The sequence below is a fragment of the [Leptolyngbya] sp. PCC 7376 genome, from assembly GCF_000316605.1.
Lineage (GTDB): Bacteria > Cyanobacteriota > Cyanobacteriia > Cyanobacteriales > MRBY01 > MRBY01.
Window position 1 is genome coordinate 611479 of the sequence record NC_019683.1, and the last position, 17040, is coordinate 628518.

16 protein-coding genes and 1 tRNA gene are annotated in these 17040 nt (G+C 45.1%); 9 read left to right on the plus strand and 8 right to left on the minus strand.

The window, feature by feature from the left end; translation table 11 throughout:
* Positions 1-7: 7 nt before the first annotated feature.
* Positions 8-2185, minus strand: coding sequence for a glutamine synthetase III (locus LEPTO7376_RS02740; protein WP_015132755.1), 2178 nt, complete (start codon positions 2183-2185; stop codon positions 8-10).
* Between the two features lie 104 nt (positions 2186-2289).
* Complete coding sequence (locus tag LEPTO7376_RS02745; RefSeq protein WP_015132756.1) at positions 2290-5100, minus strand: cation-translocating P-type ATPase; 2811 nt, start codon at positions 5098-5100, stop codon at positions 2290-2292.
* Positions 5101-5468: 368 nt separating this feature from the next.
* On the opposite strand from LEPTO7376_RS02745, the gene LEPTO7376_RS02750 reads away from it, so the two are divergent.
* The 9 genes from LEPTO7376_RS02750 (at position 5469) to LEPTO7376_RS02785 (ending at position 12409) form a co-directional block, all read left to right on the plus strand.
* On the plus strand, positions 5469-5927 hold the full coding sequence (locus LEPTO7376_RS02750; protein WP_015132757.1) for a pentapeptide repeat-containing protein: 459 nt from the start codon (positions 5469-5471) through the stop codon (positions 5925-5927).
* Positions 5928-6027: 100 nt separating this feature from the next.
* Complete coding sequence (locus tag LEPTO7376_RS02755) at positions 6028-7695, plus strand: hypothetical protein (protein ID WP_015132758.1); 1668 nt, start codon at positions 6028-6030, stop codon at positions 7693-7695.
* Between the two features lie 186 nt (positions 7696-7881).
* Complete coding sequence (sodN, locus tag LEPTO7376_RS02760) at positions 7882-8343, plus strand: superoxide dismutase, Ni (RefSeq protein WP_160148364.1); 462 nt, start codon at positions 7882-7884, stop codon at positions 8341-8343.
* Between the two features lie 18 nt (positions 8344-8361).
* Complete coding sequence (gene sodX, locus LEPTO7376_RS28840; protein ID WP_071880668.1) at positions 8362-8646, plus strand: nickel-type superoxide dismutase maturation protease; 285 nt, start codon at positions 8362-8364, stop codon at positions 8644-8646.
* Between the two features lie 46 nt (positions 8647-8692).
* On the plus strand, positions 8693-9562 hold the full coding sequence (locus tag LEPTO7376_RS02765) for a hypothetical protein (protein ID WP_015132761.1): 870 nt from the start codon (positions 8693-8695) through the stop codon (positions 9560-9562).
* A gap of 30 nt (positions 9563-9592) precedes the next feature.
* On the plus strand, positions 9593-10066 hold the full coding sequence (locus LEPTO7376_RS02770) for a carboxypeptidase-like regulatory domain-containing protein (RefSeq protein ID WP_015132762.1): 474 nt from the start codon (positions 9593-9595) through the stop codon (positions 10064-10066).
* A complete protein-coding gene (cbiM, locus tag LEPTO7376_RS02775) occupies positions 10066-10710 on the plus strand; it encodes a cobalt transporter CbiM (RefSeq protein WP_015132763.1) in 645 nt (214 codons plus the stop codon). The genes LEPTO7376_RS02770 and cbiM overlap by 1 nt, the downstream gene beginning before the upstream one ends.
* 62 nt (positions 10711-10772) lie before the next feature.
* Complete coding sequence (gene cbiQ / locus LEPTO7376_RS02780) at positions 10773-11561, plus strand: cobalt ECF transporter T component CbiQ (protein ID WP_015132764.1); 789 nt, start codon at positions 10773-10775, stop codon at positions 11559-11561.
* Complete coding sequence (locus LEPTO7376_RS02785; RefSeq protein ID WP_015132765.1) at positions 11558-12409, plus strand: energy-coupling factor ABC transporter ATP-binding protein; 852 nt, start codon at positions 11558-11560, stop codon at positions 12407-12409. Before cbiQ ends, LEPTO7376_RS02785 begins: the two co-directional genes overlap by 4 nt.
* A gap of 48 nt (positions 12410-12457) precedes the next feature.
* Here the strand turns inward: LEPTO7376_RS02785 and LEPTO7376_RS02790 are convergent, their stop codons facing one another.
* The 6 genes from LEPTO7376_RS02790 to LEPTO7376_RS02815 form a co-directional block, all read right to left on the minus strand.
* The gene (locus LEPTO7376_RS02790) at positions 12458-13987 is read right to left on the minus strand and encodes an EAL domain-containing protein (RefSeq protein ID WP_160148365.1); all 1530 of its coding nucleotides are present in this window, start codon (positions 13985-13987) and stop codon (positions 12458-12460) included.
* A gap of 133 nt (positions 13988-14120) precedes the next feature.
* Positions 14121-14735, minus strand: a complete 615-nt coding sequence (locus LEPTO7376_RS02795) for a cache domain-containing protein (protein ID WP_015132767.1) — start codon at positions 14733-14735, stop codon at positions 14121-14123.
* A gap of 468 nt (positions 14736-15203) precedes the next feature.
* Positions 15204-15276 (minus strand) — tRNA-Ala (locus tag LEPTO7376_RS02800).
* Between the two features lie 69 nt (positions 15277-15345).
* On the minus strand, positions 15346-16002 hold the full coding sequence (gene nblB / locus LEPTO7376_RS02805) for a phycobilisome degradation protein NblB (protein ID WP_015132768.1): 657 nt from the start codon (positions 16000-16002) through the stop codon (positions 15346-15348).
* A gap of 28 nt (positions 16003-16030) precedes the next feature.
* The gene (locus tag LEPTO7376_RS02810; protein ID WP_041764794.1) at positions 16031-16495 is read right to left on the minus strand and encodes a CBS domain-containing protein; all 465 of its coding nucleotides are present in this window, start codon (positions 16493-16495) and stop codon (positions 16031-16033) included.
* A gap of 88 nt (positions 16496-16583) precedes the next feature.
* Complete coding sequence (locus LEPTO7376_RS02815) at positions 16584-17033, minus strand: hypothetical protein (RefSeq protein ID WP_015132770.1); 450 nt, start codon at positions 17031-17033, stop codon at positions 16584-16586.
* Between the last annotated feature and the right edge of the window lie 7 nt (positions 17034-17040).

Below are 17040 nucleotides of genomic sequence, written 5' to 3' on the forward strand. Positions count from 1 at the left end.
TTAGAAATTACTTGATAAAGAGCATTTCTTGGTAAGTAGGTAGAGGCCATGCACTGTCTGCAACGATACCTTCCAGGGAATCTGCAAAGCCACGAACTTCGTCCATCATGGGGCGAAGTGTGCCAGCTGCGTACTGCATGTGATCTTCGGTAGATGCGAAATCTTCTTTGGTGATCGCCGCTTCAAGCTTGTTCGCAGAAGCCACGAGATCATTCGCGAGACCAGCAACAGTTTCAGCGATGGATTTGTCGAGGGAGATACCCATGCCGCTGAGCTTCGCACTAGTATCAGCCAGCTCAGAAAGATAAGTAACTGCCGCAGGGTAAATCATGGTCTTAGCCACATCAGCCACAACCTTAGCTTCCACATCAATAGACATGATGTACTGTTCTGCGTAAACCTCGAAGCGACTTTCAAGTTCGACAGGGGTCAACACGCCAGTGTTCTTAAAGAGTTCCTCAATGCTTTCATCCTTGAGCCAAGGGAGAGCATCCGCAGTGGTGGGGAGGTTCTTGAGTCCTCGTTCTTCCACCGCCATTTTGTGCCATTCTTCGGAGTAACCATTGCCACCGAAGATGACGACACCATGTTGTTCCATCACTTCTTTGAGAACTGTGAGGATTGCATCGCTAACTTCAAGACCCTTCGCAAGTTCTGCTTCAAGGCGATCGCCGATCCAGCTCAAAGAATCAGCCAACATAGTATTGAGGGCGATTAATGGACCCGCAACAGATTGGCTAGAACCTACTGCACGGAACTCAAAACGGTTTCCAGTGAAGGCAAAAGGAGAAGTACGGTTGCGATCGCCAGCATCCTTAGTGAGGGCAGGTAGCACATCGACACCGAGATCCATCACGCCTTTCTTCTTAGAATCAGCGACGGAACCAGTCTTGATTTGCTCAAACACTTCCTCAAGCTGAGAACCGAGGTAAACAGACATGATTGCTGGAGGTGCTTCGTTCGCACCAAGGCGGTGGTCATTACTTGCGTTCGCAATCACTGCGCGCATCAAAGGACCATACTTGTGTACACCACGGATTACAGCACCACAGAAAACGAGGAATTGAGCGTTTTCGTGAGGGGAATCACCAGGATCAAGGAGATTACCTTGGGTGGGGTTACCCACAGACCAGTTCACGTGCTTACCAGAACCATTGATGCCCGCAAAAGGCTTCTCATGGAGGAGACACATAAAGCCATGCTTCTTCGCAGTGGCCTTGAGGGTTGTCATAATGAGCTGCTGGTGGTCACTGGCCACGTTAGCCGCTTCAAATACTGGCGCAATCTCAAATTGACCAGGCGCAACTTCGTTGTGACGCGTCTTTGCAGGAATACCAAGCTTGTAGAGTTGGATTTCAACATCCTGCATGAAAACCTGAACACGCTCGGGAATCGCACCGAAGTAATGATCATCAAATTGCTGACCCTTCGCAGGTGCTTTACCGAAAAGCGTACGACCAGCGAGGATCAGATCAGGACGCTGATAAGCAAAGTTTGAGTCAATAAGGAAATACTCTTGCTCAGCACCACAGCTGGAGTTGACGCGAGCCACATCAGTGTGACCAAGTAGCTTCAGAACTCGCTCAGCAGCTTCATCCATCGCAGCAATGGAACGAAGAAGAGGTACTTTCTTATCAAGTGCCTCGCCTGTCCAAGATACAAAAACAGTTGGAATACAGAGGGTAGACCCATTCTCTGTTTCCATGATGTAAGCAGGGCTAGTCACATCCCAAGCAGTGTAACCACGGGCTTCAAACGTGTCACGAATGCCACCGTTAGGGAAAGAAGAACCATCTGGTTCACCCTGTACTAGCAACTTGCCAGAAAATTCGGAAATAACTTTACCTTCACCTTGAGGGGAGATGAAGCCATCATGCTTCTCTGCCGTCAAGTTTGTCATTGGGTAGAAGACGTGAGCGTAGTAAAGGGCGCCTTTCGAAATTGCCCAATCGCGCATTGCTGTTGCTACAGTCTCAGCAATGGATGGGTCAAGTTTCTCGCCTGTTGTAATTGTCTTTTTAATAGACTTAAAAACAGACTTAGGAAGACAAGCCTGCATTTTACTCAGGTCAAATACATTCGTTGCCCAAATTTCGTCAAGGGAAGAAGGGCCACCACCACAACCAACAGACGTACGGCTTGTAATTTGCTGAATGGCTTGAACGCGTGCTTCGTTTCCAGTCATAGGTTTATCTATAGGTCTAACGGCCTAATATTACTCAAGGCATTCCCTCAAAAAAGATAATCTCTATACAGAATTCTCATTTATTTACAATGTATCCTTGATAGCTATTTTGCTTGTCTTTTTGACAAAAACCAGCGAAAAAATAGTTTTTCGAGTTCAACCCAAACAAACATCAGGGTACTGAAGCCGAGACAAATGGCGAGTTGGGTTAGGGTAAGATACTGAGTTTCAAAAAAGTTGCGGATGGGTGCAACGTAGATCAGTGAGAGTTGCAGCAATGTAGTGCCGGTGACCGCCCAAATGAGGTAAGGGTTACGGAAAAGGTTTAGTTCTAGGGTGAGACGGGTTTGTGAACGGACGGCGATCGCATGGCCCATTTGGGAGAGACAAAGGGTTGTGAACACCATTGTTTTCCAACTGTCGGGGTCAATACCAAGTTCTGGGTGATTAAAGGAAATCATCATTAGAGAAATAGTGATAATGGCAAAGATAATGCCAACGCGCACCATATAAAATCCAAGACCCCTTGCAAAAATGCTTTCCTGAGGGCTAAAAGGACGGCGCTGCATTACATCGGGTTCTGCTGGTTCGAGGGCAAGGGCAAGGGCGGGCACACCATCGGTGACAAGGTTCATCCAGAGAATTTGAAGAGGACTAAGGGGAACAGTCGGTAATCCCAATAAGGGCGCTGCTGCGATGGTCAGAACTTCGCCGATATTACTGCCCAAAATATATTTGATGAAATTACGGATATTAGTAAATACAACACGCCCTTCTTCAGTTGCTGCCACAATCGTGGTGAAGTTGTCGTCGAGCAAAACCATATCACTGGCTTCTTTGCTGACATCTGTGCCAGTAATGCCCATGGCAATCCCGATATCGGCTTTTTTTAAAGCTGGGGCATCGTTAACGCCATCGCCTGTCATCGCGACAAAACGGCCGTTAGTTTGCAGAGCTTGGACAATTCTGAGTTTGTGTTCTGGAGAAACGCGGGCATAGACATTGACATCCTTGACGGCGGCTTCGAGTTTGGGTTGGGAGAGCTTTTCGAGTTCAATGCCGGTGAGGGTTTTTGTCTCTGTATTGGCAATGCCTAGGTTTTGGGCGATCGCCTTAGCAGTGAAGGGATGGTCGCCGGTAATCATAATGGGACGAATGCCAGCCGCTTTACATTTGACCACCGCATCGCGAACTTCGGGGCGGGGAGCATCAAGCATTCCCACTAAACCCAACCAAATCATGTCTTTTTCGGCAGTGTTTGAGTCTTGGGCTGTGGGCATCTCAGATAAATTTCGATAGCCAAATCCGAGAACCCTTAGTCCTCGTTGGGCTAAATGTTCGTTGCGCTGGAGAATTTCTCGGCGATCGCCTGCCTCTAGTTGTTGAATGCCACTATCAGTTTGGTATTGCAGACATCGTTCCAGAATAATTTCAGGAGAACCTTTGCAGAATAATTCGTAGGACTTGGAATTATCGGCGCTTGAGCCAATGACACTCATCCGTTTACGTTCGGACGAAAAAGGAAATTCTCCTAATCTCCGCCATTGTTTAGGAATCTCCGCGTAATGCTGATTGCCTTTCCCTGCCAAAGCCAGTAAAGCGCCTTCAGTTGGATCGCCAATCACTCGCCATTCATTTGAATCTTTGCCGAGATTGGCGTCGTTGCACAGGAGACATCCTAATAAAAGCTGTTGGAGAGCCGCATACTTTTCGGGGGTGATCGCCTCACCGCGTCGGATAAATTCACCCGTTGGCGCATAACCTTCCCCCGTCACCCGAAAGGCATGGTCGAGGGTTTCCACTTCCTGCACCACCATTTTATTTTGGGTAAGCGTGCCTGTTTTATCTGAGCAAATCGTATCGACAGAACCGAGGGTTTCAACGGCCGGTAATTTGCGGATCAGAGCATTGCGTTTCACCATTCGCTGCGTCCCAATCGCCAAGGTTACCGTAATTACAGCGGGCAATCCTTCTGGCACAACGGCCACCGCCATACTCAACGAAACTTCTACTAATTCTTTTAGGCGACTGAGATTTCCAACTTGCAAGCAACCAATAATAACGACCAACACCACAATGGCAATGGAACCTGCCACTAAAACATTGCCGAGTTGCGCCATCCTTTTTTGCAAAGGCGTTGCTTCCGATTCGACGTTTTGGAGCATAGTGGCAATTTTGCCAAGCTCTGTCGTCATCGCCGTTGCCGTCACTACAAATTTGCCGCGACCTTTTAAAACCTCAGTTCCCGTAAACACCATATTGAGGCGATCGCCCAGACTCGTTTCTCCCTGCAATCCCTCGACATTTACCGCTTTAACGACAGGAGTCGCCTCACCAGTTAAAGCCGATTCGCGAATTTGGAGATTTGCCGCTTCTAGCAACACACCATCCGCACAGAGTTGACTACCTGCTTCAATAAAAACGATATCGCCGGGTACAACTGATTTGCCGTCGATTTCCTGTACCTGACCATTCCGTAAAACGCGCACTGAAGGCGAAGACATTTTTTTGAGAGCGGCGAGGGCTTTTTCGGCGCGACTTTCCTGAACAAATCCCAGCACACCATTGATGATCACAATGGTCAAAATGGCGATCGTATCTTTAAACGGAAATGAGCCATCAAGCCCACCATTGCGTAATTCAATAAAATCTAAAACTCCAGAAATAATCGCCACGACAATCAGCATAATCAGCATGATGTCTTTAAACTGATCGAGCAAAATCTCCCATGGCGATCGCCCATGACCTTCTTCAATTTCGTTGCTGCCGTAAATTTTTTGCCGTTGTTCGAGAGTGCCTGTTGCTAGTCCTTGCTGTGGGTCAACCTGTAACTGCCCTAAAACTTTCTGAATACTGATCTGATACCAAGATAAATGCTGATCTGGCGGAGAAAAAGAACGGGAAGAATCACGCACAATAAACACTCAACATAAGAGAAGTTTAATCATTCAGCCATCATAATACTTGTCTTTTGTAAACAACATGAACTGAAGATCTTTATAAAGATTTGTTGTGATTGGTTTGAGGCTTATCATGCCTTTTAAAGTATTGAAATGTAACGTCTTAAGTCCTTTGTATGAAAAGCTTCTAGGGTTGTGAAATAATTAAAGTGTGAGCTCAAGAAGCACTTGTTTGTTTGGAATTTGCAGCGTTTATTTTTTCGTTTGAGTGATTTCGGGAATGAGTGCAGTCGGTCGTGAAGGGAAAGATGTCTTTTGTCACACTCGGCAAGATACAAATATCCCCCAAAAGTTAAATCACGAAGTATGAGGAGTAATATCTAATGAAACGTTTATTTTTAAGCTTGTCTGTAGCAATGGTTGCATTGGCGATCGCCAAGCCTGCGATGGCCGAAAATCCTGACCATGTTGCGCGTTTATTAGAAACTGGTGCTTGCCAAGGCTGTAATTTAATCGGTGCGGAATTAAGCGGTAAGCATTTAATTGGTGCTGATCTACGAGACGCGAATTTGAGCTATGCGAATTTAGCCAATGCCAACCTCGAAGGGGCAGATTTAACGGGTGCAAATCTTGCTGGTGCTGACATGACTGAAGCATTTCTGACTAATGCGGTGCTCAACAATGCCCGTTTGGATCGCGTTGATTTCACTGCGGCAAAAATGTATGACACTCTGGTTGTTGATGCATCGATGGAAGATTTAACGTTGACTGATGCAGAGCTTTATAACACTGCGATTAGTGTTGGTGGAAGCTACGAACAGTTTGTCCCAGAGGGAGAATAAATTTCGCGATAATAATTGTCATAGAGCAATAGGGCGATCGCCGATTGACAGAGGGACGAACTCTGTATGATCTAGGGATGCAACATTGCGGCTAGATATTGTGACGAAAAAAATAACAAAGCAAGACTGGTGGCTACTCATTCTGTGGGTGGCCATCGGTTTTTGTTTGCGGTTTGGTAATCTCACACTCAAGCCAATGTGGGGTGATGAATGGGCTACGTTGGTCTTTAGTTTGGGCTCAGGATTTAAAGGGATTCCCTTTGATCAGTTGATGTCTTCAGAAACTTTGCTGGCCCCAGTTAAGTTTGACGCAGCGAATTCCTTAAACTCAGTGACGAGCAGCCTCCTGAGTGAAAGTAATCATCCACCGTTATATTTTTGGTTGACTCACCTCTGGCTGCGCCTATGGTCAACAGATCAGCAATATATTTCGATTTGGGTAGGGCGATCGCTGAGTGCGTTATTTGGGACGCTATTAATTCCGTTAGGATTTTGGTTGGGGTGGTTTTGTTTTCGAGCAAGGCGGCTGGCACATTTTTGTAGTTTAGTAATTGCCTTGTCACCCTTTGCGGTTTATCTCTCCCAAGAAGCCCGTCATTATAGTTTGGCTTTAATTTTTGTCAGTCTTTCCCTAGGTTGCCTCGTTGCCCTCATTCGGGAGATAAAAACAGGGCGATCGCCATCATTTTTGTTGCTGGTGGTTTGGCTGGTCGTCAATGGCTTCGGCATTGCTAGCCATTTTTTTATGGTGTTGCACATTTTGGTAGAAGGACTGGTGTTATTGCGGTTCTATGTTGAGGATGTCCAGCGGTCACTTTTTCCTCTGAGAAATACCAAAACATTTTTGACCCGAATATTTATCGCGCCTTGGCGACGGATTATGGTGGGTCTACTTGCGAATGTGACCCTCATTTTAATTTTGCTAGATGCATGGTCAGGCAATTCCGATAGCAAACTGACCTCTTGGCTCAATAAAGATTATGGCTGGAGTTTAGAGGCGATCGCCCCAGTAGGCAGACTCATCCTTTGGCTATGGGGAATGGTCTTTAACTTTCCCCTCGAAGTTCAATCTCAATTCGTTGTCATTCCATCGGCGATCGCCTTTATCTGCCTATTTCTGTGGCTGAGCCCACAACTGTTTCGAGCTGTCCGAAATGTCACCACTAATCTGGAAAGCCGCATTCTTCTCAACGTTATCGGTGCGAGTCTACTGACCTTTCTCGGACTTATCTATATTGGCAAACTCGACGTTAGCCTCACCCCTCGCTATCAATTTATCTACCTCCCTGCCGTATTGCTTCTGTTCGCCACAACATTGGAGCATTTTTGGCAACAACAGAAAAAACGCTCAACTGCTCTCATCATTGCCTTAATGCTAGTAGGTTCCTTGGCTGTTAATTTCGACACGGCCTATCGCAAACCTGAAAATATCAAATCATTCACTACCCTCATGACCACCTATACCACCGATAAATCCTTGGTGATCGGTTCCCGTGATCATCGTGCCGCCGAAATCAGAATGCTAATGGGCATTGCTTGGGACTTACGCCAAAAACAGATTCCCAGAACGCCTCATTTTTTTGTCCTTGACCATGACACCGAGGATATTGCGCCGATGCTCGACCAAGTGAAAGATGCTCTGAACCAAGACTTTGAATTGTGGATGATTAATACTTCGACCCTACCCTCCGAAGCAACCTGTATCCGCCAACCCGAACCCAGACAAGGTATTCCGGGTTCTCTTTACCGTCGATACATCTGCCAGTAAAAAATTCTGTGACAATCGAGTGAAAATTATTTACCCAATTTTGCAATAAAAATACTTTGAGTACGAAGTTTAAACAAATAGACCAAACTATAGCGCTACCCCTCAAATTCCCCTAACCTATATCGGTAAGTAATTTTTTACAGCGCACCGCTATAGTAATAAGATTAAAAATCTAGTTCAATACCAATGAGCACTACAGACATGAATCACAATATTGTTCTAACTGCCGAAGCACATTGCGACGGTCCTTGTGGCGTTTACGATCCTGCCAGTATGCGTATCGCCGCAGAAGCAGTCGTTTCCATGACTAAAAAGCTACATGCTCTTGAGCCTCCTGCTGCAGGTGATAAAGCTGCGCTAGTTGCGTACAACAATACTTTTAGCCGCTACGTTGCGATTAAAGAAGAACAGGCCACCCTTGCAAAAGATGAATTGCTCGTTCTCTGGACAGACTACTTCAAGCCTGTGCACCTCGAAACTTACCCCGATCTCCACACCACGATCTGGAATGCAGCGAAAAATCTTTCTGCTTGTAAGGTAGAGTGCAGCCTCGAACACTGTGAACAGCTTATGGCTGACGTGAAGAAAATCCACGAGATTTTCTGGGCAAGTAAAGGCCGCCAAGTTGAGTGGTACACCGCAAGCTGAAGAACCCTCATTGTTCAGATTTCTGGTGACAGTATGTACCCGACCTACCGCGATGGTACTAGGGTGCTCGTTAACCTAGACGCTTATTTACAAAAAACACCGGAATCAAAGGATGTCGTTCTTGCGCTGCATCCTTTTAAGATCGGGGTTTATATCATTAAAAGAGTCTCCCACGTCACTGATGACGGACGTTATTTTGTGGTGGGAGACAATTCTTTTAGTAGCTCGGATAGTAGAGGTTTCGGGCCTCTGCGTTTAGAAAAAATCTTAGGTAGAGTAATTGAGACGCGATCTCACGAATGAGACATCGACTAATCAAGTTTTTTTGTCCTGTACTGAGCAAACAACTATGCTAGAGCCCAAGTTTTTAACCTGCATGGCGATCGTCGTAACCCTTCCCATCATGGTTGTTGCGTGCGGCACAGAACTAACCCCTCCCGAAACGCCTCCCGAAACGACCTCTGGAGAAGAAAACACAACGGCAGCAAGCGACACAGGTACACTCAACATTGTTGCCAACGGCGAGGATTTCGTCCGACAGGGTTTCGTTACCAAAGACGGTTGGCAGATCGATTTTGAGCACCTTTACGTCACCTTGGATGAAGTCACTGCGTATCAGAGCGATCCACCGTTTGATGCAGAAGCGGGGGGCAATCCAGAAGCGACCGAAACCGTCACTATTGATGAGCCTGTAACCATTGATTTGGCGGAAGGTGACGCTGATGCTGAACCGATTTTAGTCAAAGCCGTTGAAGCGCCGATGGGTCGTTACAATGCCCTCTCCTGGAAGATAATCCCTGCCGAAGATGGCCCCGCCGCAGGTCAAACTCTTTGGATGGAAGGTACTGCGACCAAAGATAATGCAACCATTAACTTCGCCCTCAAGCTCGACCCGACGCTGAGATATGTCTGTGGTGACTTTGTGGGAGATAGCCGCAAGGGCATTCTCGAAAATACTGATACCGCGGAAATGGAAGCGACTTTCCACTTTGACCACCTGTTCGGTGATGGTGAAGCTGCTCCGGACGATGACATCAATACCGGAGCACTGGGCTTTGAACCACTGGCGGCGATCGCCCAAGATGGCACGCTCGATGTCACGATGGCGGATCTAGAAGCACAGCTTTCCCCGGAAGAATACAATACGCTGATGGGTATTTTGCCAAGCCTCGGCCACGTCGGGGAAGGTCACTGTAACGAAACGGAACTCAATAACTAATTGATGCAGCGATTTTCTCAAGCGATACGAATGGGTATTCAGGGTGGTAGTGGATTGGCGGCGATCGCTATAATCACAACGCCCCTAATTGCCTTGGCTCATGGTGCTCATATTCAGTCACGCACTACCTCTGCCATCGAAATTCAAGCTAGCTACGATAATGGAGAACCGATGGCCGAAGCACAGGTTCAGGTCTATTCTCCTGAAGATCCTCAAACACCCGTATTTACTGGCATCACAGATGAGGCAGGACAGTTTGTTTTTGTGCCCGACCAACCGGGGGATTGGGAAGTTTCGGTGCGGCAGGCAGGTCATGGCGACATTGCCGTAATTCCTGTTGATACAGGCGGTATAGAAGGAAACGACACAGAAACAGGTGTTACTATTGCCGAAGATTTTTCTGATTCTGCTGCTCTTAATCCGTTACAGCGAACGATTATCGCAGCATCAGTGACGTGGGGTTTTGTGGGTACAGCGCTCTTCTTTTGGCGAGGTAAACAGTAGTGCATATTCCGGACGGCTTTGTTCCTGCCCAAGTTTGTGCCGCAGGATATGCGATCACCGGTGGTGTCACCTGGTTTTCATTGCAGCAGATTAATAAAGCTTCTGATCCACGGGAAGAAGTGCCCAAAGCCGCCTTATTGACCGCCGCGTTTTTTGTTGGCTCCTCTATTAGCCTGCCGTTACCGCCGACAAGTGTGCATTTAATAATGAATGGTCTGTTGGGAGCACTATTGAGTTGGTATGCTTTCCCAGCGATTCTGATCGGGTTGTTGCTGCAAGCAGTTTTGCTAGGTCATGGTGGCTTAATCACTTTAGGTGTCAATGCGTCAATGTTGGGCATTCCAGCTTTGTTGGCAGGATATATCTTCCAGCTTCACTATCGATTTGCGAGGCAGCTCAATCCAAAAGTCTCACTGGGGCTGTTTAGTTTTTTGTCAGGAGCCACTGGCGCTACGCTAGCTATTATCATTTTTTTCAGTTTGATTAGTCTCACCATACCTACTGGAATTGATCAGGGATTAGAACAGGGTTTTCTTACAGCGCTGATGATTGCCTATGTTCCGGTGGCTGTACTGGAGGGAATTTTCACAGTGCTACTCGTATTCTTTTTGCAAAAAGTTAAACCAGAACTTCTGGAAAAGTAGATCTATCTATGTTGAATCGGATGTCCCAAGCTTCAATTTGTTGTTTAACTGGGTGGGTTTAAATGGCGATCGCCACTCACGCTGATATTTTTATTCCCGGTAAATCGGCCATTCATCGTTGGGCGGTGCGACCCAAGCTGTTGAGTTTGCTCACACTAATGTTCGCCATCGCTTTGGTGCGACATTTGGCACTAATTCCGGCAGTGTTGGTCATCGTTGCCTTGCTGTTCTTATATTCGGGTTTGTCTTGGCGGTATCTCTCGCAGCGGTTGTCTTACCCTGGCATTTTTATTGTGGCAATGGTTGGACTACTGCCGTGGGTAGCAGGTGAAACCATCCTATGGCAGTGGATGATTTTCACCCTGCGATTAGAAGGTTTACAGACGGCAATCCTAATTATGGGACGCTTTTTCGCAATTCTGACGACAAGCTTTATTTTACTGGGAACCACACCATTCCTCGATATGCTGAAGGCATTGCGATCGCTGGGATTGCCTCCATTGCTGATGGATATGGCGCTGCTAACCTACCGCTATTTGTTCGATATTGCCAATCAGCTTGCGACCATGCGACAGGCAATGCAACTGCGAGGTTACGGACTGCTAAATCAGACCTTGCAGCGGCGATGGGGCTGGTTGGTGGCATTGTTTGGTAGTTTGCTGTTGCGGAGCTATGAGCGATCGCAGCGGGTCTACAAAGCGATGCGATTGCGAGGGGATGGCCATGGCGGAAATCTGTCCTATACTACGGCGTCTCGCCATATTGGATCTCGTTCTGTCTTACCCACTGTTTTGACCCTACTCGCCGCCCTCAGTCTTGTTATCGGAGAGTCAATTCTGACGTTTTTATGACTTCGTTTTCATCCAGTACAATCCCCTCTGTTAAAATTCCGACCCGCAAGGAATTATTGGTGCGTCCCGTGGCGATCGCCCTCCGAGATATTTCCTTTTCCTATCCTGATACTCCTAACGTTCTGTCGGGAGTGAATTTGAGCATCCGCGAGGGTGAACGGGTTGGTCTGATTGGGCACAATGGTTGCGGCAAAACCACTCTTTTTATGTTGGTTTGCGGTCTGCTCAAGCCCAGCATAGGTACGATTCACTTGTTTAATAAGCCGGTGGAACCGAATAAATTCAACCCCGAAATGGGCTTTCTGTTTCAAGATCCCGAAGACCAGCTTTTTTCTCCCTCTGTTTGGGATGATGTCGCTTTTGGCCCGCAAAATTTGGGTTTATCAGATGCGGAGGTCAAAGAGCGAGTCGAAGCAGCATTAGAATTAACGGGCATCGAAAACTTGGCTGAACGTCCGCCCCATCATCTGTCGGGAGGGGAAAAGCAAATGGTGGCGATCGCCGGATTGCTGGCCATGGGTCCTCGCGTACTGTTCTACGACGAACCGACCGCTAGCCTCGACCTGCGCACCCGCCGTCGCCTGATCAAGTTTTTGCAGCACTCCGACCAAACGATGTTGCTGGCATCTCACGACCTAGAATTTTTGCTAGAGGTATGCGATCGCATCGTCCTCATTGATGAAGGTCGCATTATTGCCGATGGTGACCCCACCGAAGTCATGGGCAACAAAGCGATGATGGAAGCTCATGGTTTAGAAAAGCCTCACTCGCTGATTCCCCATGTAGAGCCGCATCATAATCGTCCGAGTCAAGGGCATGATTACAAAGAAAAAGCAAGGAAGACTTAATTTCTGCACTTTCTCTTTCTCGTTTTCTTTCCTTATCCAGAACTCACGTTAATTACTTAAATAAGCAACTAACTCATCAATTGGTTGAGGCATACCGAATAACCGACCTTGGCCAATGGCATTAGGCATGTTCAGTTTAATAAAGTTAAGTTCATTTTCTTTTTCAATACCTTCAAATACCACATCAACATCTAATCGGTTAAGCATACTAATAATGCCATCCAGAGTGATGCTATTAATCGTCTCAGTATCAATAGAATTTGTGAAAAATTTATCTATCTTAATTTCATTTGGCTCGAAAGTAGTCAGCCAAGATAAATTTGAGAAACCTGTACCAAAGTCATCCAGTGAAATACGATAACCATCTTTTTTGATAATCTTTGATGCTCTCGCCATTGCCTCGCGATTGGATGTAGTACGCTCCGTTATTTCAAGAACTAGCTGTTTATTGTTGAATTTGTACTGAGATACTTCATCTTTCAAAAAAGAGATAAAATCATCATCAATTATCAGGCTAGCAGTCACATTAATACTAACTGAAAAGTTATGATTGCTTTCTAATATGCTATTCAAGTCTCTAAAAACTTGCTTGATCAGTTGTTCTGTTAGGGGTCTGATCAACTGGAATTGCTCTGCCGTGATTATAAATATATCTGGACGAACAGAACCAAGTATCGGATCATTCCATCTAGCAAGAACTTCAACACCAATTGTCTCATGAGTACAAAGATTCACTTTGGGTTGATAGACAGGATAAATTTTTCCAGCATAGATTGCTTTACGAAACTTCTTTAGAAAAGCAGTTAAGCCTCCTTGCAACACAACTAATACGTATGTTACTGACATACCTAATATGATGCTTAGAAGACTGATGAGGACAATATAGAAATAAGACAACTGAAAAACCCCGCCGCCTTTGATAATCGTCATCAAACAGATATCTGAGTTCTCTTCGCAATGCTTAGTATGAATCAAGCTCCCCGGTAAGAGTAGCCTGTCATATAGTGAGGCTTCTTTCTTAAGTGTTTGTGAAATGTGATCAGCAACAATAATCTTGTCAAACACTTTTAAGATGTATTCATTGTCTTTTAGATATAGATACCCACCAGAACCGTTTCGAGTTTGAATATCAATATGTACTTCAGCTAAAAAACTAGTGGAAAGAAAAGCAGCTGTATTACCTTGTGTAAATATAGCTGCTTCTTTTTCGTCAATAAATAAATCGTTTTGGTTATTCCAGTAGAGAATATCACTAGAAGATTTATAAGGCTTATCCTCAAGATTAATAGGCTCTTTTAAAAGACCTTTTTTAACAGTGCAAATAATTTGATTGTTTTTTACTCTACCAATGTCACCTAAATAGTAGTATTGATTTAGTATTTTCCTCAGGATATCTAAATCATTTTCGCTGCAAATTTCGGATGCTACTAATTTTGCACGCGATAATCCACGCTTGATTTGAAAATCAAGTTGTTCTGTTTGAAAAAAGATATCATCAGCATACTTGTTGAGTCTACTTCTACTATTAAAAAAAACCAAAATATGGATTAGGTAAAAAATCACTAATGACAGAGTCATACCATACAGAAAAAACTTCTTGTTAGAAGGATCAAGTTGTCTCGAATAACGCATCCACAACAACCTGTCTTGCATAAATTGTTTTCTGTAATTATTCTGTCTCATGCTAGGCAAAGTTAATATTCACTGGATTTCAAGAGGATTCAGCTTGAGGCCTGAACTTAAATAAACATAAAGCGGTCAATGAGATGAGCATGGCTATCAATACATTAAGCATGATCGTTTTAGCTGCAATGTCTAAAAATTCATTTTCTATGTCATCCATGTAAGCTCCATAACCAATGACCCAATCCCAATCCGGAAGTTTAGTCACGCCATTTAATTTTGTCACTCTCTTATCCTCAACTGGCTTCACATTTGCTCTGGTGAAAAAGATGATGTCTTCATTCTGTAATTGGTGTATTTGTCCGATATATGATGTCTGAAACTTTCCTGAAATCTCAGGTCTAATATGCACGCGGGCGATCGCATTATTATCGTTTACCCACACATAACGAGTGCCATAATTCATCGCAGCAAGTGATTCGACTATTCGATTTTCAGCTTCTTCCCTAGTTAGTAAACCTTTTTCATGGTTATGCACATGTACCAGTGCCTGAGAACGTGCAAAACGTATGACGGATTCAAGTTCACGTTTGCGACTCGCAATTAAATTTTGATTAACTTCATATAAATTCAACGCACTGATCGGTATTGAGCTGATAATAACCAGAGAAAAAATAAGCAAAAATTGATTTAGAGATTTCATAATTTAAAGCACCAAGGCATTAAGCATTGAAATTGCATATTGATCGCTCTAAAATCATTGCTTCAATTGGCTCAGCTTGGAAAACTGAATTCTCTTAACAGCTCAGTCAAGAGTCCATATCTATGGTACGAAAATACGGCCTGGATATTCTAGGCATTTGTTGAATTTATAAAATACCATTGCTTGAAAACAGTTAATGCTAAACGTTCATTAATCGCTATTATTTCAAATTTAAAAATAGCTAGAACATGAGGGAAAGCATAAAAGATATCAAGATTATTGATTTTCACTTCAGAAACATGACAAGAATCTATATTGGGGGCGACTGAACCCCTTTACATCCTTCTTCTCAGTAACAGTTTCTTTGCATAAATCAAGATTGTAAAGAGCAAAAATGAAGGATTGCTTGCTTCGTTTTGCCATCTTAGTCATGCTACGCCTTGATTCATCGTTTGCTTGCTATAGGCATGGAGCTAAGCGGATTCGAACCGCTGACTTCCACAATGCCATTGTGGCACTCTACCAGCTGAGTTATAGCCCCGAATGTGAAATATATTGCCGTAATGATTTTGAACTTGTCAAGCTAGCTATGGACAAAAATCTTCCATAGCTACTGGAGATGGTGCTTTGCTTCATCGGCAACGGCAGCTTGTTCATCGGCCGCAAACTTTTCTAAGTAAGGTTTGGTTTCGTCACCACCAATGCGGCCAAAAGCTTGGGCTACACGGTAACGGATTTGCCAGTCGTCGTCTTCGACAAAGGGTATGAGTAAATCAATGGCGCGGCGATCGCCCAAATCTCCTAGGGCGCTAATAGCACTGGTGCGGATCAGTTCGTTTTCGGATTGGAGTGCTTCTTTAAGTAGGTCAAAGGCGCGAGGATCCCCTAATTCGCCAAGGGCAGCAACAATACTAAATTGCAGCAACCATTCAGAAGTAGAGCGATAGGTCGCTTCGAGGTCAGGATAGGCTTCCGTTATTTTTAAACCGGCGATCGCATCGGCAGCAGCAGCTTTCACATCGATTTCCGAATCATTATTAAGGGAATCTCTTAATAGAACTAAGGCTTCATCTTCAGAACCCACACCAACCGCATCCATCTGACTCACTGCGGCATAACGCACTCGTGCTTCTTTATCCTTCAAGAGGGGTTGAATGAGAGGAAATGCTTCCTTCGGCTCAAAAGCGCGTAACTGATTTAGACCAGCGATACGATCGCCAAACGTTTCAGAAGCTAAGAGCTGTTGGACAGATTCAATAGAAGGCATAGATGAATTTCACTGGATGGAAAGCAAATTATGACACTTGAGCCATAGCCCGAATGATATCACCTTGAGTAATAATCCCTAATACTTTGTTGCTGTCAGAGGCTAGTACTGGCAAGCGTCCTACTTTCTTTTCATGCATAAGATGAGCTGCCTCTCGTACCATCTTATTCGGGGCGATCGTCACAACCTTATCGCTCATTACCTCACCGACAGTCTGACCCAGTGCTTTGTGGATTTCTTTATCGTGTTTCGCTGGATTCTGGAGATAAATCACACTGTCGAGCAGCATGATGTAGGGTGGCGTATCGACCCCCGTTTCCTGCCAGGTTAGATCCCCTTCCGAGATAATCCCCACTAGCTTCATCTCTTGATCAACGACAGGTAAACCGCTCACTTTCCGATCGACTAAGAGTTGAATCGCCTCAGCAAGGGGCGTGTCTTTTTTTACGACGACTGGATCGGCGGTCATTATTTCGGCAACGGTTTTCGTGATCATGATGCCTTCCTAGGGGATTTTGCGGGATATCTTGTCTTAATTGTAAAAAAATCGACCTTTATTCCCCGCTTTTCGTAGTAGATCGTTACTTCGTTGCCGATTCGAGCTTAATCGTTTCTGCCATTACTGTTTCTAGGTCGGTGATGAGTTTATCGATGTCTTGCCCGTGGGTCTCAAAGCAACCAGCTGGACTGGGCTCTGCTTCAAAATAAATGAGCTTTACTTGTCCACCACCGATGCAGAGAATAATCGTTTCTTTATTAGTATCTGCGCCCTTGATAATGCCGAGAATTTCTTGGATGCGGCCACCAACACGCTTATTTAAGGTTTGCAAAGACTCTGGAGAACAAGGGATAAAGTGAGGTTGTGGCTGGAGATCGATGCCGAGAATGGTGCCATCATTGCCCCATTCTTGCTGGAGTCCCCAAACCAATGCAGCTAACTGGGGTTGATAGTCTTGTACAAACCAATCGACGTGCAATCGCCATTTTTCTTGAGGTTGAGGTGCTTGATTTTCAAAAGGAGAAGAAAACATATTGCTC

Coding starts and splice junctions, on each gene's coding strand:
- LEPTO7376_RS02740 (WP_015132755.1), bottom strand. CDS start 2,185: ATGACTGGAAACGAAGCACGCGTTCAAGCCATTCAGCAAATTACAAGC.
- LEPTO7376_RS02750 (WP_015132757.1), top strand. CDS start 5,469: ATGAAACGTTTATTTTTAAGCTTGTCTGTAGCAATGGTTGCATTGGCG.
- sodN (WP_160148364.1), top strand. CDS start 7,882: ATGAGCACTACAGACATGAATCACAATATTGTTCTAACTGCCGAAGCA.
- LEPTO7376_RS02765 (WP_015132761.1), top strand. CDS start 8,693: ATGCTAGAGCCCAAGTTTTTAACCTGCATGGCGATCGTCGTAACCCTT.
- LEPTO7376_RS02770 (WP_015132762.1), top strand. CDS start 9,593: ATGGGTATTCAGGGTGGTAGTGGATTGGCGGCGATCGCTATAATCACA.
- cbiQ (WP_015132764.1), top strand. CDS start 10,773: ATGGCGATCGCCACTCACGCTGATATTTTTATTCCCGGTAAATCGGCC.
- LEPTO7376_RS02785 (WP_015132765.1), top strand. CDS start 11,558: ATGACTTCGTTTTCATCCAGTACAATCCCCTCTGTTAAAATTCCGACC.
- LEPTO7376_RS02790 (WP_160148365.1), bottom strand. CDS start 13,987: ATGACTCTGTCATTAGTGATTTTTTACCTAATCCATATTTTGGTTTTT.
- LEPTO7376_RS02795 (WP_015132767.1), bottom strand. CDS start 14,735: ATGAAATCTCTAAATCAATTTTTGCTTATTTTTTCTCTGGTTATTATC.
- nblB (WP_015132768.1), bottom strand. CDS start 16,002: ATGCCTTCTATTGAATCTGTCCAACAGCTCTTAGCTTCTGAAACGTTT.
- LEPTO7376_RS02815 (WP_015132770.1), bottom strand. CDS start 17,033: ATGTTTTCTTCTCCTTTTGAAAATCAAGCACCTCAACCTCAAGAAAAA.